This window comes from Paenarthrobacter sp. MSM-2-10-13, from assembly GCF_011605365.1.
Classification (GTDB): Bacteria; Actinomycetota; Actinomycetes; order Actinomycetales; family Micrococcaceae; genus Arthrobacter.
Genome location: NZ_JAAOXO010000015.1, coordinates 11,843 through 29,053 on the forward strand (window position 1 = coordinate 11,843; position 17,211 = coordinate 29,053).

The 17,211-nt window shown below is 61.7% G+C and carries 15 protein-coding genes; 11 read left to right on the top strand and 4 right to left on the bottom strand.

Going from position 1 to position 17,211, the window contains the following annotated elements:
- The first annotated feature begins 114 nt into the window (after positions 1-114).
- The 10 genes from HAV21_RS20415 to HAV21_RS20460 all read left to right on the top strand — a co-directional run bounded on the left by HAV21_RS20415 (position 115) and on the right by HAV21_RS20460 (position 10,948).
- The gene (locus HAV21_RS20415; protein WP_166842939.1) at positions 115-1,455 is read left to right on the top strand and encodes an extracellular solute-binding protein; all 1,341 of its coding nucleotides are present in this window, start codon (positions 115-117) and stop codon (positions 1,453-1,455) included.
- Positions 1,452-2,411 (top strand): sugar ABC transporter permease, encoded by a 960-nt coding sequence (locus HAV21_RS20420; protein WP_028271804.1) that lies wholly within the window; start codon positions 1,452-1,454, stop codon positions 2,409-2,411. The genes HAV21_RS20415 and HAV21_RS20420 overlap by 4 nt, the downstream gene beginning before the upstream one ends.
- Positions 2,408-3,313 (top strand): carbohydrate ABC transporter permease, encoded by a 906-nt coding sequence (locus tag HAV21_RS20425; protein WP_166842940.1) that lies wholly within the window; start codon positions 2,408-2,410, stop codon positions 3,311-3,313. Before HAV21_RS20420 ends, HAV21_RS20425 begins: the two co-directional genes overlap by 4 nt.
- Positions 3,310-6,441 (top strand): glycoside hydrolase family 2 TIM barrel-domain containing protein, encoded by a 3,132-nt coding sequence (locus HAV21_RS20430; protein WP_166842941.1) that lies wholly within the window; start codon positions 3,310-3,312, stop codon positions 6,439-6,441. Before HAV21_RS20425 ends, HAV21_RS20430 begins: the two co-directional genes overlap by 4 nt.
- Positions 6,438-7,415, top strand: coding sequence for an aldose 1-epimerase family protein (locus HAV21_RS20435; protein WP_347877681.1), 978 nt, complete (start codon positions 6,438-6,440; stop codon positions 7,413-7,415). Before HAV21_RS20430 ends, HAV21_RS20435 begins: the two co-directional genes overlap by 4 nt.
- A complete protein-coding gene (gene galE, locus HAV21_RS20440) occupies positions 7,412-8,434 on the top strand; it encodes a UDP-glucose 4-epimerase GalE (RefSeq protein WP_166842942.1) in 1,023 nt (340 codons plus the stop codon). The genes HAV21_RS20435 and galE overlap by 4 nt, the downstream gene beginning before the upstream one ends.
- Positions 8,435-8,454: 20 nt before the next feature.
- On the top strand, positions 8,455-8,694 hold the full coding sequence (locus tag HAV21_RS20445) for a hypothetical protein (RefSeq protein WP_166842943.1): 240 nt from the start codon (positions 8,455-8,457) through the stop codon (positions 8,692-8,694).
- Positions 8,695-8,788: 94 nt separating this feature from the next.
- Positions 8,789-9,814, top strand: coding sequence for an ATP-dependent 6-phosphofructokinase (locus HAV21_RS20450; RefSeq protein ID WP_028271809.1), 1,026 nt, complete (start codon positions 8,789-8,791; stop codon positions 9,812-9,814).
- A 69-nt stretch (positions 9,815-9,883) separates the two neighbouring features.
- The gene (locus HAV21_RS20455) at positions 9,884-10,156 is read left to right on the top strand and encodes a hypothetical protein (protein ID WP_166842944.1); all 273 of its coding nucleotides are present in this window, start codon (positions 9,884-9,886) and stop codon (positions 10,154-10,156) included.
- A gap of 225 nt (positions 10,157-10,381) precedes the next feature.
- Positions 10,382-10,948 (top strand): recombinase family protein, encoded by a 567-nt coding sequence (locus tag HAV21_RS20460; RefSeq protein WP_142940118.1) that lies wholly within the window; start codon positions 10,382-10,384, stop codon positions 10,946-10,948.
- A gap of 194 nt (positions 10,949-11,142) precedes the next feature.
- Here HAV21_RS20460 and HAV21_RS20465 read toward each other — a convergent pair whose 3' ends face one another.
- From HAV21_RS20465 to HAV21_RS20475, 3 genes are all read right to left on the bottom strand, one after another.
- The gene (locus HAV21_RS20465; protein ID WP_243753404.1) at positions 11,143-12,210 is read right to left on the bottom strand and encodes a recombinase XerD; all 1,068 of its coding nucleotides are present in this window, start codon (positions 12,208-12,210) and stop codon (positions 11,143-11,145) included.
- Between the two features lie 435 nt (positions 12,211-12,645).
- Positions 12,646-12,984 carry a helix-turn-helix transcriptional regulator gene (locus HAV21_RS20470; RefSeq protein WP_166842945.1) on the bottom strand — a complete coding sequence of 113 codons (339 nt, stop codon included), beginning with the start codon at positions 12,982-12,984 and terminating at the stop codon, positions 12,646-12,648.
- The gene (locus HAV21_RS20475; RefSeq protein ID WP_166842946.1) at positions 12,981-14,075 is read right to left on the bottom strand and encodes a tyrosine-type recombinase/integrase; all 1,095 of its coding nucleotides are present in this window, start codon (positions 14,073-14,075) and stop codon (positions 12,981-12,983) included. The genes HAV21_RS20470 and HAV21_RS20475 overlap by 4 nt, the downstream gene beginning before the upstream one ends.
- 555 nt (positions 14,076-14,630) lie before the next feature.
- Between HAV21_RS20475 and HAV21_RS20480 the strand changes: the two genes are divergently transcribed.
- Positions 14,631-15,797 carry a hypothetical protein gene (locus HAV21_RS20480; RefSeq protein WP_166842947.1) on the top strand — a complete coding sequence of 389 codons (1,167 nt, stop codon included), beginning with the start codon at positions 14,631-14,633 and terminating at the stop codon, positions 15,795-15,797.
- 106 nt (positions 15,798-15,903) lie between these two features.
- Here HAV21_RS20480 and HAV21_RS20485 read toward each other — a convergent pair whose 3' ends face one another.
- Positions 15,904-17,079 (bottom strand): DUF4062 domain-containing protein, encoded by a 1,176-nt coding sequence (locus HAV21_RS20485; protein WP_166842948.1) that lies wholly within the window; start codon positions 17,077-17,079, stop codon positions 15,904-15,906.
- Positions 17,080-17,211 lie beyond the last annotated feature (132 nt).

Here is a 17,211-nt window from a genome sequence, read left to right on the forward strand (position 1 = left end):
GTCTAGTTTCATTAAAAACTGAGCATCCACTCAGCTTTTGTGTTAGCCTTGTCACGTCGGGCCGCACGGCCCCGGCGCCGTGTCCGCGGCGCTGACCATAACGAAGTGGGACTCATGCCATCTCTGACACGACGACAACTCCTTTGCGGTGGACTCGGCGCCTCCGCCTTTGCCCTTCTCACCGGATGCGCCACTCCGGGCACTGTTTCCGTCAATGCCGCACCTGCCATTCCTGCGGCCAGTACCGGTGAGAAGGTGACACTCACGTACTGGTCTTGGCTCAAGAATGTTCAGAAGGTCGCCGATATCTGGAACGCGAACCACCCCAATGTCCAGGTTGAGACGGTCTGGATCCCCAGCGGCAACCGTGGTGGGTACTCCAAGCTTTACGCCGCGCTAGCGGCGGGCGGCGGCCCTGACCTAGCGCAGGTTGAAATGCGTACCGTTCCTGAGTTCATGCTCGTCAACGGGCTCGTGGATCTCTCGCGCTACGGTGCCCGTGAATACGCACACCTTTATGACCCCGCACTTTGGAGCCAGGTGAGCTTCTCCGGGGGCGTCTACGGCATCCCCCAGGACTCGGGGCCGATGGCCACGTTCTACCGCCCCGACGTCCTGGCCAAGGTAGGCGCGGCGGCACCGGTGACTTGGGAGGAGTGGGCAGCCGTTGGGAAGGAACTCCGCGGTGCCAACGCCTACATCGACTGCTTTTCTCTCGCGGACACCTCCTACTTCGTCTCTTTCGCCGCACAGGCTGGCGCTTCCTGGCTGCGCCCAGCCGAGGACGGATGGGTCATCAACATGACCGACGACTCAACGCTGAACGTCGCGCGTTTCTTTGACCGGGCAATCGACGACGGCATCGTCACCACCGCCTATGGACCCTTCACCCCCGGCTGGTACGCGGCGGCTGCGAAGGGGGAGCTCGCGTCGCTCACGAGCGGCAGCTGGGCCGATGCCCTTGTGCAGAGCGTCAGCGGCGGAGCGGGCAAGTGGCGCGTGGCGCCCATGCCCATTTGGGACCCCAGAGGGTATGGCTCAAGCTACCTCGGCGGCTCCACCGCGGCGGTCCTGGCTAACAGCAAGCACCCCCGCGAGGCCCTCGAGTTCGCTGTCTGGATGACGTCCACGCAGGCCGGCATCGACGCCGAGATCGCCAACAGTGGCATCGGATGGTCGCCCGTGCCGGGCATCATCGGTGCAAAGCGCGAGAGGCCCTCCGACTTTTTCGGGGGGCAGAACTACAACCAGGACGTGATCGTGCCGGCGAGTAAGTCGCAGAACATGGACTGGTCTTGGTGGCCCGTCACCACGCAGTCTTTCAACATCCTGGGCGACGGGTTCCGCCGTAAGGCATCGGGCACGAGCCTAGTCGACACCGTAGCAGCCGCCGAGCAGCAGATCATGACCGCCTTCAGGAACAAAGGTCTGACGATTAGGAAGGAGCAGGCATGAGCGCCACGGCAGATACCGCACAAGCACATCCGTCAGCAGTCCAGCGGGAGGGGCACGGACGGGCAAGGCAGCAGCGCCGCGTCGTCACCCGTGCACCCTGGATACTGCTCGCGCCCTTCCTGGCGCTCTTTGCCCTCACGTTCATCTTCCCGATCATCGCTGCTGTCGGTTCGAGCTTTACGAAAGTGACCCGCAGTGGCCTCTTCGGCGAGACGGGCGTCCACTCCGGGTTTGCGGGGTTCGAGAACTATGCCCGCGCCCTCGGGGACGGTAGCTTCCTCGCCTCGATCGGCCGCGTACTGCTCTTCGGCGTGGTCCAGGTTCCTGTCATGATCGCCCTATGTACAGTCCTTGCGCTCCTGCTGGAGTCGGCCTCGGCTAAGTGGCCCGGGTTCTTCCGCGCGGCCTACTTCATGCCGTACGGCGTGCCGGGTGTCATCGCGACCATTCTCTGGTCTTTTCTCTACGTCCCGGGCCTGAGCCCGCTCGTGGACGCTGCCACGTCCGTAGGCCTCACCGTGAACTTCCTCGGCCCGGACACCGTGCTGTGGTCCATCGCCAACATCGTTACGTGGAGCTACACGGGCTACAACATGCTCATCGTCATAGCCCAGCTTAAGTCGATCCCCGGCGAGATATATGAAGCTGCGCGCGTGGACGGTGCCGGGCCCTTCCGTGTCGCGTGGACCATTCAGCTGCCGCTTATCCGGCCCGCTCTCGTGCTCACAACGGTGTTCTCGATCATCGGCACGCTTCAACTTTTCGCCGAGGCGCAAGTCCTTCAGACTGTGGCTCCGGCCGTCGACAGCCAATACACCCCGAACCTCTCCGCCTACACCACTGCCTTTGCATACAACGACTACAACGTCGCCGCAGCCCAGGCCGTGCTCATTGCCCTCGCGGCCTTCATCCTCTCCTTCACCTTCCTCCGGTTCACGAACAGGAAGTCCTCATGACTGCCACTCCCAACCTTAGCCGGCCCCAGAGCGTCGCCGGGGAGCCACCTGTGACGCGGCGCCGACGCCCGGGCTCCACAACGATTCTTGTCACGGGGCTGCTTGTCGTAGCCGCGCTCTACTTCCTGGTCCCGGTCTATTGGGTGGTGGTCGCTGCGACCAAGACCAGCGGAGACCTGTTCGCGACCAACGGTTTCTTGTTCGCGCCTAATTTCGTCCTATGGGACAACCTGGCGAACGTCCTCTCCTACGGGGACGGCGTCTTTGTGCGCTGGTTCCTCAACTCAATTCTGTATGCAGGGGTTGGCGCATTGGCCGCGACGTACTTCGCCGCTGCTGGCGGCTACGCCTTGGCCAAGTACAACTTCCGGGGCAACAGTCTCATCTTCGGGCTCGTCCTCGGAGGCGTCCTCGTCCCCGGCACCGCCACAGCCCTGCCCCTGTTTCTGTTCTTCAGCCAGCTCGGCATCGCCAACACGTACTGGAGCGTCCTGTTGCCCTCACTCGTCTCGCCGTTTGGCCTGTTTCTGTGTCGGGTTTATGCGCAGGCAACAGTGGATCCGGCGCTGTTGGAGGCTGCGCGAATCGACGGCGCGGGCGAACTTCGCATCTTCCACTCCGTGGGGCTGCGGGTTCTCACTCCCGCCCTGGTGACGGTGTTCTTGTTCCAGCTCGTGGGCATCTGGAACAACTACTTCCTGCCGCTGGTGATGCTCTCCGACTCGAAGCTGTTCCCCATCACGGTAGGTCTGAATAACTGGCTTAGCCAGGCAGACCGGCTCCCGGAGTTCTACCAGCTGACCACCGGCGGCGTACTGCTGTCTGTCATCCCGCTCGCCATCGCCATGATCGTCCTTCAGCGCTTCTGGCGTGGAGGCCTCACAGAAGGAGCCGTCAAATGAGCCCCCGTCCAGCGGAGGCCACAGCCTCCACCGCCTACGTCACCGACCCGGGCCCGGGAGAAGGACGGCGAGAACCGGCCCGTTCCTGGCTTCACACCGACGCCCCGTCCCTGTCCCTCGACGGGCAATGGCGATTCCGACTCCTCAAGGGAGTCCCCGGAACACCCGGCGGGCGTGGGGTGCTGTCCCCGGGGGAGGCCGCGGAGGCGATGGCCGCTGCGGAGTACGACGACTCTTCGTGGGAGTCGCTGACCGTACCCTCCCACTGGGTGCTCCAGGGCGACGGATCGTACGGCCGCCCGATCTACACGAACGTGCAGTTCCCGTTCCCAATCGACCCGCCGTTCGTCCCCGACGAAAACCCCACCGGGGACTATCGCCGTACGTTCGAGCTGCCCGACGGCTGGAAGGCCGACGACACAGGCGGCGAGAGCCGCGTCGTCCTGCGCTTTGACGGCGTCGAATCCCGGTACAAGGTATGGGTCAACGGCACAGAGATCGGATGGGGCGCCGGAAGTCGCCTCGCCCAGGAGTTCGACGTCACCGACGCCGTCAGCACAGGTACCAACACCATCGCAGTCCGCGTCCATCAATGGTCCGCTTCCAGCTACCTCGAAGACCAAGACCAGTGGTGGCTGCCGGGAATTTTCCGATCGGTGACCCTCTTGTCCCGCCCGGTCGATGGCATCGAGGACGTGTGGCTCCGGACCGGCTACAACGACGGGGCGGGGACCCTGGAACCGGAAGTGAAAGCGCCGGCATCGTCGTACCCTGTTCGCCTCCGCGTACCCGAGCTCGGCATCGACGTCGAGTGGGCCAATCCCGGTGATGTTGCACCGGTACCTGTTTCTGCCGTCGAGCCCTGGACCGCCGAAACCCCGCGGCTCTACGATGCGACCGTGGCCAGCAAGGCCGAGACGGTGTCACTGCGGATCGGCTTCCGCACCGTAGAAATCGTGGGAGACCAATTTCTGGTCAACGGACGCAAAGTGGTGTTCCACGGTGTCAATCGCCACGAGACCCACCCCACGCTCGGCCGCGTCTTCGACGAGGACTTCGCCCGCGAGGACCTCGCGCTCATGAAGCGCTCCAACGTCAACGCAATCCGTACCAGCCACTACCCGCCCCACCCGCGACTGCTCGAACTCGCAGACGAGATGGGCTTCTGGGTAATCCTCGAGTGCGACCTCGAAACGCACGGGTTCGAGCGGCACGGCTGGGCCCGGAACCCGAGCGACGAGCCGATGTGGCGCGAGGCGCTCCTTGACCGGATCGAACGGACCGTGGAGCGGGACAAGAACCGACCCTCGATCGTCATGTGGTCCCTCGGCAACGAGTCCGGCACAGGACAGAATCTCGCCGCTATGTCCGCGTGGGTGCATGCACGGGATGCGGGCAGACCAGTCCACTACGAGAACGACTACGCCGGCGCGTACACCGACGTGTACTCCCGCATGTACGCGACACTGCCCGAGGTGGAAACGATCGGACGCGACAGCGACACCACACCGCTGCTGGGCTGCTCCCCTGCCGAGGGGGCGCGGCAGCGGACCAAGCCGTTCCTTCTGTGCGAGTACGTCCACGCAATGGGCAACGGGCCCGGGAACATATCGCTGTACGAGGACCTCGTCGCGAAATACCCGCGGCTGCACGGCGGGTTCGTCTGGGAGTGGCGCGACCACGGTATCGCCGCCCGCACTGCGGACGGCACCGAATACTTCGCCTACGGCGGCGACTTCGGCGAGGAAATCCATGACGGCAACTTCGTGCTCGACGGCCTCATCCTCTCCGACTCCATGCCCTCGCCGGGACTGTATGAGTTCAAGACCGTCGTGGCGCCCGTGGGACTTGCCTTTGACGGGCTCGAGCCGGGCGGCAAGCCCTGTGTACGGGTGACAAACCTCCGACACAGCGCGGATCTGGGAGACCTGCTCTTTCGCTGGCGGATCGAGGACAACGGCGAACCAGTCGCCTCCGGTGAGCTCGCCGTCGAGGGGCTCGACGGTAGTCCACTCGCCCCTGGCGCCTCGGCCGCCGTCCCCCTTCCAGTGTCCGCCGAGGGATGCACTGGAGAGGTATGGGTGACCGTCGAGGCGGTCCTCGCTCAGGATGCCGGGTGGGCCCCTTCCGGGCACGAAGTCGCCTCAGCACAGGGCCGTCTCGCGTCGCCCGCGAAGCGCCCGCTGCCGTCCGCAGCCGGGCTCCCGGGCGGAAATTGGCCGCAGGGAGAAGGCGCCGGGCTACTGGAGCTCGGGCCGGCAGTCTTCGATGAAGGACGGCTCGTTAAGCTCGCTGGCCTCCCTGTGGATGGGCCCCGGCTTGAGCTGTTCCGGGCGCCCACGGACAATGACCGCGGCGAATCCCGGGGCGGCTACATCGACACCGACCCTTGGGTGCCAGACGCAGACGGCATCCCGGGCGTAGGAGCTCCCGGGCCGTCGTCGGCAGCGCGTTGGCACGCGGCCGGTCTGGACCGGCTGCACGGGCGTGTTGAGGCAGTCGAAGTGCTTGATGACCGCGCCCTCCGTGTACGCACCCGGTACGCCGCGGCGGACCAGGTGCGCACCGTCACCGTCGAGGAGCAATGGATTCTTGACCCCGAAGGTTTGTGGCTGCGGGTGGACATTCTGCCATCCTCCGATTGGGACGGTGTGTGGCCCCGTGTCGGTGTGCGGTTCGGGCTGCCCGCCGACGTGGACGCGGCGTCATGGTTCGGGCTGGGACCGCACGAGTCCTACCCTGACAGCCTCGAAGCTGCGCTTGTGGGACGGTACGCAGCCGGGATCGATCAGCTCGCCGTGCCGTATGCGCGCCCGCAGGAGACCGGTCACCGCGGGGGTATGCGCTCCCTCGACCTGCTCCGGGGCTCGGAGCCGTGGGTACGGGTAGACGCGTTCGCGGACGCGCGGGGCCGCCTGCCGGGATTCACACTGAGCCGGTACACGGCCCAGGAGCTCGCCGCGGCCCGGCACCCGCATGAGCTGCCTCCGGCCACGCGTTCATGGTTATACCTCGACGCGGCTCAGCACGGGCTCGGCACCCGCTCGTGTGGCCCTGATGTCTGGCCCGAGTCCGCCTTGGCGCCGGAGGCGCGGACGCTCACCTTCCGCCTGGCGGCCTCCGAATGACCAGCCTCGTGATGTCCAGGATGAGCGCCGATACCGTTCCGATCTCAGGTAGGCAGACCACGCTGCGCTGCGGCCCCTACACCGCCGAAATAGCCAGCGTCGGTGCATCGTTACGCTCCTTGCGCTACAACGGCAGGGACCTGATTCTCCCCTTTTCGGAACATCAGGTCCGCCCCGCCTACCGAGGGGCAGTATTGGTGCCTTGGCCTAACAGGGTTATCGCGGGACGGTATGAATTCGAAGGTGTGGAATACCAGCTCGGTGTCAACGAACCGAGCCGGGGCCACGCACTTCATGGCCTATTGGCCTGGGAAGACTGGTGCCCGGTTAAGTCGGACGAGTCCTCGGTCATTCTGTCCACCGTCGTTCAAGCGAGGAGCGGTTACCCCTTCCGCCTGGACGTACAGGTGTCCTACCAGCTGGATTTTTCCGGGCTGCACACCACTGTTACAGCCACCAACACCGGCCCCGGCTCAGCACCTTACGGGGCCGCCGGGCACCCATACTTGGTCGCCGGGGAGGGCCGGGTCGACGACTGGATTCTCGAGCTGCCCGCACGAAAAGTGCAGCAAGTCACCCCGGACCTTTTGATACCTACAGGAGTTAGCGACGTTTCAGAGGACCGACACTACGACTTTGTTGCCCCCCGCCCCATCGGTTCCATAACACTCGACCATGCCTTCACTGATCTCGTACGTGACAACGAAGGTTACTCAACCGCACGCCTGACTACATGGGACGGGTCCGGAACTTCGATGACATGGGGTCGGGACTGCCCCTGGGTGCAGATACACACAGCCGACCTCCCAGATGCGGAATCCAGCAGAGCCGGCCTGGCAGTAGAACCAATGACCTGTCCGCCTAATGCCTTCAACACCAGGACAGACCTCATAGTCCTCCTCCCGGGGCAGAGTCATACCGCGAGCTGGAACATCGAAGCGATACCAGCCAACCCAACCCGCACCCGCTCATGAAAATCCTGGTCACAGGGGGCACGGGCTACATCGGTTCCCACACTGTTTTGTCCCTGCAGGAAGCCGGCCACGACGTGGTCGTCATCGACAACCTGGTCAACTCCAGCGAGGAGTCGCTGCGCCGCGTAGCCGAACTCAGCGGCAAGACCGCAGAGTTCCATCAGGTAAACCTGGTGGACGAGGCCGCCATCGACAAGGTCTTTGCCGGCGCAGCCATCGAGGCCGTCATCCACTTCGCTGGCCTCAAAGCGGTGGGCGAATCCGTGCGGAAGCCGTTGAAGTACTACTACAACAACCTTGTAGGCACTCTGAACCTGATTCGTGTGATGGACAGGCATGACGTCCGGTCCATCGTGTTCAGCTCGTCGGCCACCGTCTACGGGGAGCACAACCCCATCCCCTATGTGGAAAAGATGGAGATCGGGGCCAACAACCCCTACGGGCGCACCAAGGAACAGATCGAGGACATCCTCTCCGACCTCGGCGCCGCCGACCCGCGCTGGCACATAGCCCTGCTGCGCTATTTCAACCCGGTGGGTGCACACCCCTCCGGACGGATTGGCGAGGACCCGCAGGGTATCCCCAACAACCTGGTGCCGTTCATCGCCCAGGTGGCCGTGGGCCGCCGAGAGAAGCTCATGGTCTTCGGTGGCGACTACGACACCCCCGACGGCACCTGCCTGCGCGACTACATCCACGTGGTGGACCTGGCGGAAGGGCACGTCGCGGCCCTGAACCATATCGCGGACACCACCGGCGTGTTCCGCTGGAACCTCGGCTCCGGTAAGGGTTCCTCCGTGCTGGAGGTCCTGCGCTCCTTTGAGAAGGCCGTGGGCAAGCCCATCCCCTATGAGCTCACCGGCCGCCGCGCCGGAGACCTCCCTGCCTTCTGGGCAGATGCCACCTCCGCGCTGGCCGACCTCAGCTGGTCCACCACCAAGACCGTGGACCAAATGTGCGAAGACCACTGGCGCTGGCAGAAGAACAACTCCCAGGGCTATATATCCCACCGCGAATGAACTGTAGGAGCAGTGGATAAATGCAGACAGAGAATTCCACCTGCACGGACTTCCACGAGCATGAACGCACGCAACACGATTCCATCACCATCCACGCACACACGCGATCCCATTTGGAGGCCGCCGTCCAAGAACTCTCTGTTTGTGCGAGGCATCGGAAGCAGGGAATTCTGGTAACCCGGACGGCTCCGGGAACGGTCATCGTAAGCCTTGACCCAAATGTTCCCTGCGGCATGAGCTACGAACGAACAACCTGGTAGTACACGAAGGCGATAGGCGAAATCAGCCTCATGCCTGTCTTGGGCTTTTCTGATGGCCCCTTTCCAACATGGCAACTGAACCTAGGAATCACGCATGAAAATTGGAATCCTCACCAGCGGTGGTGACTGCCCCGGACTGAACGCGGTCATCCGCGGCGCCGTACTCAAGGGCATCGCCATCCACGGCCACGAATTCGTGGGTTTCCTCGACGGCTGGCGCGGCGTGGTGGAGGGCGACATCATCGACATCCCCCGCACCATGGTCCGCGGTATCGCCAAGCAGGGCGGCACCATCCTTGGCACGTCCCGCACCAACCCCTTCGACAACGGCGGCGGCCCGGAGGTCATCAAAGCCCACATGGACCGCCTGGGCATCGACGCCATCATCGCAATCGGCGGTGAGGGCACGCTGGCGGCCGCCAAGCGCCTTACGGATGCCGGGCTGAAGATCGTCGGTGTTCCCAAGACCGTTGACAACGACCTGGACGCTACGGACTACACCTTCGGTTTCGACACCGCCGTGCAGATCGCCACGGAGGCCATCGACAGGCTCCGCACCACCGGCGAATCCCACCACCGCTGCATGATCGCCGAAGTGATGGGCCGCCACGTGGGCTGGATCGCGCTGCACGCCGGCATGGCCGCAGGCGCCCACGCCATCCTGATCCCGGAACAAAAAGTCAGCATCGAGCAAATCACCCAGTGGGTAAAGGAAGCCCACCACCGCGGCCGCGCACCCCTGGTGGTCGTCGCCGAAGGCTTCGTTCCCGAGCATATGGATGAGGCCCATTCTGAACGGGGCCTGGACGCCTTCGGCCGCCCCCGGCTTGGCGGCATCGCGGACCAGCTGGTCCCGGAGCTGGAAGCCCGCACCGGCATCGAAACCCGTGCCACGATCCTTGGCCACATCCAGCGCGGCGGCGTCCCCTCAGCCTTCGACCGGGTCCTTGCCACCCGGCTGGGCATGGCCGCCATCGACTCCGTGGTCGAAGGCTACTGGGGCACCATGGTCGCCCTGAAGGGAACAGACATCCAACATGTCGCCTTCGAGGAGGCCCTGGGCCAGCTCAAGACCGTCCCACAAAACCGCTACGACGAAGCAGCCGTCCTGTTCGGCTAAGCGCTCAAAATACAAACATCATCCGAACGCTTTGCTACCCGTCACAAATTTGCTCAGCATCCTGCTGCTATGAAGCTCGAGGACGAGATGCCAACAAGCATGACGCCGAATCAAGACCAAACAAACATCCACTCTTTCGCATCGTGGCAGCCTATTGACGACTGGACTGTGCTGACCGGCCAAGACGTCGAAGTTCACACTCGCGGCAGCGTAACCGACCGCGGCCGCGTCGAAGCTGTCATGGCCGACGGATCTCTACTGTGGCTGATGCAGGACGGAGCCCACAGCCGGCGCGTCGTAGAACAACAACCAGGAACGTACATCCGCCGTACCTGGATCTGACGGCGATCGTGTTGGGGGGAACTAGATCTGCGCACTCAAGCTTCAACCGCCCGCGGCGCATTCGGATGGTGTAACTCCGAGGGCTTCTCGTCAGTGAAGGGCACACCCCAACCTGACGTCAGGCTGACGGCCCAGAGTGTCAGAATAGGATCATTCCTAACCTTCTTGACAGCATGTTGCGCGGCACCTAGATTCAAACCTGACACTGATTTGGGAGTGTGTACCATGGCTGGTCAGCGGATCGGGTACGTGAGAGTCAGCAGCTTGGATCAAAACGAGCAACGCCAGCTTGATGGGCAAGCCCTCGACAGAACCTTCACCGATAAGGCTTCGGGCAGGGACACCAACCGCCCAGAACTGGCCGAGTTGCTGCGATTCGCCCGCGAGGGAGACACCGTCGTTGTGCATAGTATGGACCGGCTGGCACGGAATCTGGATGACCTCCGCTTCGTCGTCAAAGCTCTCACGGGCAAGGGCGTGCAGGTAGAGTTCGTCAAGGAGCACTTGCTCTTCACCGGTGAGGACTCCCCCATGGCCAACCTCATGCTCTCCGTCATGGGGGCCTTCGCTGAGTTCGAACGCTCACTCATCAGGGAACGCCAAAGGGAAGGCATTGCCCTCGCCAAACAACGCGGAGCCTACCGTGGCCGCAGAAAGGCACTTACCCAAGACCAAGCCAACGAATTGGCAAGAAGGGCGGCTAGCGGAACACCTAAATCAATCCTCGCGAAGGACTACGGGATCAGCCGGGAAACGGTGTATCAATACCTGCGGCATGCCGTACCTTCCTGACTCTGCTGCTCCACCTTCAGTTAGGCCAATAGGCTACTGGCACCCCTGCGTATCTTATGTGGGCGTATTCCCACGCTGGACGCCATGGAAAGGGCTGAGTGGCATGCGGGATTCAGGTGCCATGCATTCAACGCGCTCAGGGAATCATGGGGTGGATATGTCGATCCTGTGGGCGTGGCCGATCGGGCCCTAGGTCAAGCGCGATTGGCGATGTAGCGGGACCACGTGTCACCAGCAGCTTCGGCATGCCGATGGGCGACTTCGTAGCTGTAACCGAGTGCGTCGGCGATCAAGGGCGCTGGTGTCGCGATGACGTGTTGGTCCAAGGCGGTGTTTCGAGCTCCACGCAGATCCAGACCGAGGTCGAGAAGACGCTCGGCGAGTGTGTTGGGGCTTAGGTGTTGGCCTGCCCGGCCTCCAGGGAAGAGCCAGGGGCTTTGAGCGCCTGTGCCTGTTCCTAGGTTGGGACGCTTTCGTATGTGTTGTTTGAGGAGTTCAGCGAATGGCTGTGGGACCGGCAGCGGGTGCTTACCTAACGTTATCCGGACCGCGCCTGTGATGTCGTTGACGGTGACGGCGCTTATCCGGAGCGCAGCCACTCTCGTGAGGGGCTGGGCATAGAGAAGTAACAGTATTCCGGCGATTCTGTAGGGCAGGGAATCACGGTTGTCTTCAAGTAATTCGCGTAACCAGTTGAGGCGTTGTTGGGGTGTTATGAAGGGCCGGTGGCTGGTGTCGTAGCGGCCAACGCGGATCTGTGTGTTTGCGCCGGTTTTCTTGGCGAATGTGAAGAATGTCCGGATGGCTTTCCTCGTTGTGGGTCCTGACGCTTGCCAGGTGTCTACGTCCTGTTGTGTGCAGCTGGCCGCGGTGCGTTCGTGGGTCTGCCAGAGCCATTTGAGGAATTTGATCGTCTCGGTGACCTCTTGTTTGGCTGAGTGCACTTGACGTTGGAGGTTGCGTTCCGGCGATTCCAAGGGGCGGATGCGTCGGAGATGGTGCCATTTGGCGAATTGTTCAACCGGTCTCGCGACTTCTGATGGTAGTAGGAGGATCTGGTTCTGGATCCAGAGCTCGAAACGAACCAGGTAGAGGTCTCGGTGCGGCAGAAGACCGTGGTGCATGAGTATGGCCCGTAAGTGGTTGGCCTCCCGGCCCGCTGTGCCCTGATGGCTGTCGAGACCTTCGTGTGTCAGAGGGGTCTGACCACTGAAGACAGACTCCAACAATGCCATGACCTTGGCTGAGCGTTTCCACGTCATGATGCTTTCCGGACGGGCCGCCAAGCAAAGAATTCCAACGAGTCGGGGTCCGGCTGCAGAACCATTTTGACTGCTGATCACCAGGGCATTGAGATCCTCCCGGAGGGCGCAACGCGCGCAGATGCCTTTGCGGTAGAACTCGCCCTCGTGACCGCAACGGCAACACCGGAAATCCTGAAGGATTCCAGCGCACGGGGCGCATCGCGGCGCCCCTCTACTCGGGGCGGGCGGCCCGGGCAGCAGTCTTTGATGACCACACTCGGGGCAGATGCCACTAGTTCGTGTCGCTGTTGTGAAACAGGGTCCGCAGATTCGGCCCTCGGGCCAATTCGCCCGCGTTCGACGGACGCCCGCCCGCATCGGGCACAGGTGACGGACCCCTCTGTGCGTGGTCGCCCGCGGACGATGTTGCGCGGGGTGAGTCCGTCTGGATTGTCACTTGTCATTGTTGATGATGCGCGCCCGGCGAGGGCGAACGGTTCGGTTGAGGTCCACAACCTTCGGCGAATTGACGGCGCCGGTCTTGCGGGCACGGACATCTGCTGCGGTCACGGTGATCAGGTCCTCGGGTCCGCAGGAGAAAATGTCGCAGATCGCGGCGATAACCTGTAACGAGACCCGTTCGGGTCGTTGATTGACCATGCGGTAAACCTGCGGCCGGGACAGATCAATTCCGCGTTCTGCCAGCAAAGGGATCAGATCTGTCGTGTTATGCAGGCCTCGGGCCGCCATCAACTCGGCGAGCCGCCACGTGTACTCAACCTGGCGTTTCATCGACCAGTCTCCAGAGCCTCTTCAACGGTGCGGTTCAGGGCCGACTGCAATGTCCGAACTCGAAAGTCATCGCTGACGAACTGATAGATACCTGTGGTGGACGCATACTCGTGCCCCATTTGATCCTGCACGAACCTAGAATGCCATCCATCCTCCGCCAGATGGGTGGCGTACGAACGTCGCAGGGAATGCAGGTCCAGTCCGTCCGAAGGCATGTCCAATTCTTCCAGATAACGACGGAGCCGCCTTAGCAGGGTTGATTCGACAATCAAGCCGCCACGTTCGCTGGGAAAAAGGTCCAGAGTGTGGAGCGTTCCGCGGCCGTTGGCAAGCCAATCCTCAAGGATGCCCGGCGTCCATTCGAAGACCGTCAGCACACTGCGGGACTTCGGCGGCGATCCTTTCCGGGACTTACCGAACCGGACCTTGCAGATACCTACCTTCCCGAATCGTCGCATATGCGGGTTGATGGCGAAATCCACGGTTTGCAGATGCCGCAGCTCATTGAACCTCAGCCCATAGGAGTAAGCGATCTTGAGCATTACGGAGTCGCGGTAGGCAGCTTTCCAGCCCTTCTTACCGGAGGCTTGAATGGCCTCGACTTGGTCGTCCGCGTAGTCGAAAAGTCTTTGCAGCTCTTCCTTGGTGAAGGGGCGTTTGCTGGGCCGGCCTTCGAACTCCTGAGCATGTGTTGCAGTGTTCCACTCATAGAAGACCTGGGCAGGATGGCTCCCAAACCTTTGCTCGCAAACAACGTCCCAACCGTAGTCGGGGTTGGCGACGTAAGAGTTGAATTGCCTGAGGGCAGACTGGTGGCCACGCAGCGTTGAGTGGCTCAATTTCCGAATCGAGCGCAGGTCTCCGAAGTACTCCTCAACATGGGCCGGAGTCCAATGCCAAGGGAACTCGTTGAGGTGCTCCATGAAGCGCTGAACATACCGAATGCGCTGATCAATCGTGCCGAACTGAAGATTCCGTGACAGTTGCTGATTGCGCCAGCCGCTCAGCATCTCCTCGAACGTCTGCTGCTCGGGATGAAGCAAAGGCAAAGAGCCCACGAGATAAACACGGCCCGATCCATCAACACTCATTTTGCCTCCAACATCGCTTTCAAATTTTGAATCAATGATTCATCAAATGCATCATTAATACAAACATGCAGGTCAGAGGCTCTTTAAGAGCTGGCCACGAGTGCCGGCCCTACATCCAAGCAAGCACGTGGAAAGGCCGCCATCGACACCGATGGCCCTGACTTGGCGCTAAAAAACAGGGAAAATGACCTGCCCCTGGCGCCAAGCCAAATATCCCAGGATTGATTCATCTGATGAGATACGCAGAGGAAAACGCGACATATGGGTGCTTATCGGCCTGAGGCGACTCGAACGCTAAAGCCCCCTGCTCGTGTAGACCACCTGCGGCTGGTTCTCTCGGTGGTTCGGCACCGGACTCTCCCCCACCGTGTGCTCGTCGTTCCACCGGCATCCCCAAGTGCCGTAAATGTGCCACAGCCTGTGGCACATTTGAGAGCTGCTTCCGCTGTTCAGCGCGACACATTTGAGTTGGTTAGAGGTTTCCGGCGAGGGACCGCCAAGGCTGGGGCCGGGCCGCCCGGTAGGCTGTAGGCTTCCGACGAAGAAGGCAGGGGCATGGGGGGAATGCATGGCTTTGGCCTCACGGACAAAGCCTTGGCAGAGTTGTATCGGACCACGACGGGGCCTGTGGCGTACATCGATGAGTCCTACCGGGAACCGCTGCACTCCGATGAACGGCCCTTCTATTCAATGTCGGCCGTCATCGTCGGCCGCGACCAGGGAGCCCTTGTCCGGGACGTCCTGATGGACATCCCTGGAAGCACCTACTGGCACACCACAGAGGCCTACCGCAGCGAGGCAGGCAAGCGCGTCATTAAAGAGATGATCGACTACATTGCCGACGCCGCGGAGTACAACATCGTCACGGTGCAGACGCAGATCCGCAAAGACGATCCGACCATGAAAACCGCGCGACATGAATGCCTGGGTGCTTTGACCAAGGAACTCACCCGCGGTTCAGGCCCGAACGCCGTAAGGCTCTTGGTGGTTGAGTCACGAAACGCGAGGGTCCACCCTCGCGGGGACGCTGATGACGCGCACGTGATCAAGCAGCTGCGGTCCGCGGGAAGTATCGATCGTAACGTCAATGTCCACCACACATCCCCAGGCAGGGAACCATTGCTGTGGGCCGCTGACCTGAGTGTGTGGGCTTTCAGACGGAACCTGGCCGTCGGAGACAAGCAATGGTTCGAACCCTTGCAGGGTATCTCCACGGTGCTGCACGTGGACGGAGCCGATGTGTCCGTTAAACGAAGCAACCCCCATCTGCCGCAGCCAAGTCCGGGGGTCCAGCAGACTGTCTCCCATGAATCCGGCCTTAGCCGGGGCAGAGGGCCCGCTGTTGCTTCTACCACCAGTGTAGTGTTTGACGGCTCCGAAAGCGAAGCTCTGGCACGGATACGGCGCATCGCCGGAGCCGCTGGGAAGAACGTTGAGCAGGAGGTGACGTTGGCCGTGGCCACCAACGAACCCCGGCGTCTTGTCGCGGCCGCGAACGCCTACCTAAGACAGTCACGCCAACCCGGCGCGCCAGCGAAACCGCGCACGGAAGAGGCCATCGACCAGGCGGCGCAGACCATTATGAAACCCGAAGGCTCTCAGAAGGTCAAAGCAGCGTTGGAGCAGCTGCGCCAGCAACGTGCGGCCGAGGCAGAGAGCCGCGGCATCGATCCAGCGGCCCCGAAACAGCAAAGAGACCACCGCCCCGGCTATCAGCGGTAACCGGGACGATGGACTCTATCCCTCCCTGTGACGGGAACATGAATGGCGAGAAGAAGATAGATTCATGCCGTTAGTGCCGAAACGCGCCCAACGAGGGCAAGAGACCTCAAACAGGGACCTGTTCCAGTTCTTCGGTCCCCGCCGATGTTTCGATTTCCGTCAGCGTTGAGCGGCGCTTGGCACGAAGCATGAGTAGCTGGTCGTGGCCACGGTCGGTGAGTTTCCAATATGTGCTGGTGTCACTCCCTAGCCGGCGCTTGCTGCCCTTTTCAATGAGGCGCAGCGCATTCAGATGCACCTTGACGTCGTTGAAGCTATCGAGGGTTATTTCTGCTTCGTAAATACGTCCTACGGCGCGGTCATCATCGTCACTTTCTTCGGGTTCTTCTGCGCCCTCAGAATCTTTGTCCTCAGTTTTGAGGAGCTCTTCACGCGCGAGCTTAAGGCAAAGCGTAGACAGGCTCTCTTTCATCAGGTCCTCCGTTGCCTCGTCCATCAGCTCGGGTCCTAAGTGCGTAAATACTTCGTTCCACGTGGGGAAAACTGTCCAAGCAGCCGTTGTCATGTTGGACGTGTAGGCCTTGCCGCTGTCGATGGTGTCCTGCCAGTGGAGGTCCAAGTGGCAAGTTATTTCTGCTTGTTCTTCCCCTTGGACTAGTTCGGAAGGATCAATAACGTTGCCTTGGTGCTTCTTGTCAGCTTCCAGTTCGGAAGTGAGCTCACGGACTCTTGCTCGCAGTTCTGCAAGTTCGGCCTTAACTTCCGGGGTCATTGCCTGACCAGCCCGAATCCACCCTTCGGCCGGATGTGTCTTGCGGATCTGCATGATCGCCAGGGCAACTTGGCCGGGAAGATCGCGTGGCTGGTGCCAATACTTCACCATTTTCTGTTCGATTTTGGCCCTGAACGCGTCCAGCTTCTTCCTATGGCCGGCATTCAGGTCGAGTTTCTCACCTGGAATCTTTCCAGGGTCGCCGTGAAGAAACCCGAGTACTGGTTTCTTTGTTTTCACGGCGTAATCGAATTCCATCTCGGTATACGAAAGCTGCTCTTGGGCATCAACGCTTCCGTAACGTCCGCCGACGATGACCACGTAGTAGTCGCAGAGGTCGATAACCCGCTTGATGAGGTCAAATTTCTCATCATCGGAGGCTGGGAATAACTCCATTCCGGCAGGAATGCAGTCAGCCTCAAGAAGTGTTTGAAGCACAGCGCGGCGTTCCTCGACTAAGTCCTTGAATGTGGAGCTGATGAAAACCTGTTCGCGCTTCTCTACAACCATAGGGCTGATTGTATCCAGCTGAGCTTCGCAGGACGGGGCTGCCTGCCTCTGTCGAATGCCTCTTAAGAAGAGACCATCGTCCCGGCTATCAGCGATAACCGGGACGATGGTCTCTACCCCTCCCTGTGACAG

Bases quoted from the DNA above. Each gene is read 5' to 3' on its own strand.
- HAV21_RS20480 (WP_166842947.1), top strand. From the start codon at position 14,631: ATGGGGGGAATGCATGGCTTTGGCCTCACGGACAAAGCCTTGGCAGAG.
- HAV21_RS20420 (WP_028271804.1), top strand. From the start codon at position 1,452: ATGAGCGCCACGGCAGATACCGCACAAGCACATCCGTCAGCAGTCCAG.
- HAV21_RS20455 (WP_166842944.1), top strand. From the start codon at position 9,884: ATGAAGCTCGAGGACGAGATGCCAACAAGCATGACGCCGAATCAAGAC.
- HAV21_RS20425 (WP_166842940.1), top strand. From the start codon at position 2,408: ATGACTGCCACTCCCAACCTTAGCCGGCCCCAGAGCGTCGCCGGGGAG.
- HAV21_RS20415 (WP_166842939.1), top strand. From the start codon at position 115: ATGCCATCTCTGACACGACGACAACTCCTTTGCGGTGGACTCGGCGCC.
- HAV21_RS20485 (WP_166842948.1), bottom strand. From the start codon at position 17,079: ATGGTTGTAGAGAAGCGCGAACAGGTTTTCATCAGCTCCACATTCAAG.
- galE (WP_166842942.1), top strand. From the start codon at position 7,412: ATGAAAATCCTGGTCACAGGGGGCACGGGCTACATCGGTTCCCACACT.
- HAV21_RS20465 (WP_243753404.1), bottom strand. From the start codon at position 12,210: ATGACGTGGAAACGCTCAGCCAAGGTCATGGCATTGTTGGAGTCTGTC.
- HAV21_RS20430 (WP_166842941.1), top strand. From the start codon at position 3,310: ATGAGCCCCCGTCCAGCGGAGGCCACAGCCTCCACCGCCTACGTCACC.
- HAV21_RS20460 (WP_142940118.1), top strand. From the start codon at position 10,382: ATGGCTGGTCAGCGGATCGGGTACGTGAGAGTCAGCAGCTTGGATCAA.
- HAV21_RS20435 (WP_347877681.1), top strand. From the start codon at position 6,438: ATGACCAGCCTCGTGATGTCCAGGATGAGCGCCGATACCGTTCCGATC.
- HAV21_RS20470 (WP_166842945.1), bottom strand. From the start codon at position 12,984: ATGAAACGCCAGGTTGAGTACACGTGGCGGCTCGCCGAGTTGATGGCG.
- HAV21_RS20445 (WP_166842943.1), top strand. From the start codon at position 8,455: ATGCAGACAGAGAATTCCACCTGCACGGACTTCCACGAGCATGAACGC.
- HAV21_RS20450 (WP_028271809.1), top strand. From the start codon at position 8,789: ATGAAAATTGGAATCCTCACCAGCGGTGGTGACTGCCCCGGACTGAAC.
- HAV21_RS20475 (WP_166842946.1), bottom strand. From the start codon at position 14,075: ATGAGTGTTGATGGATCGGGCCGTGTTTATCTCGTGGGCTCTTTGCCT.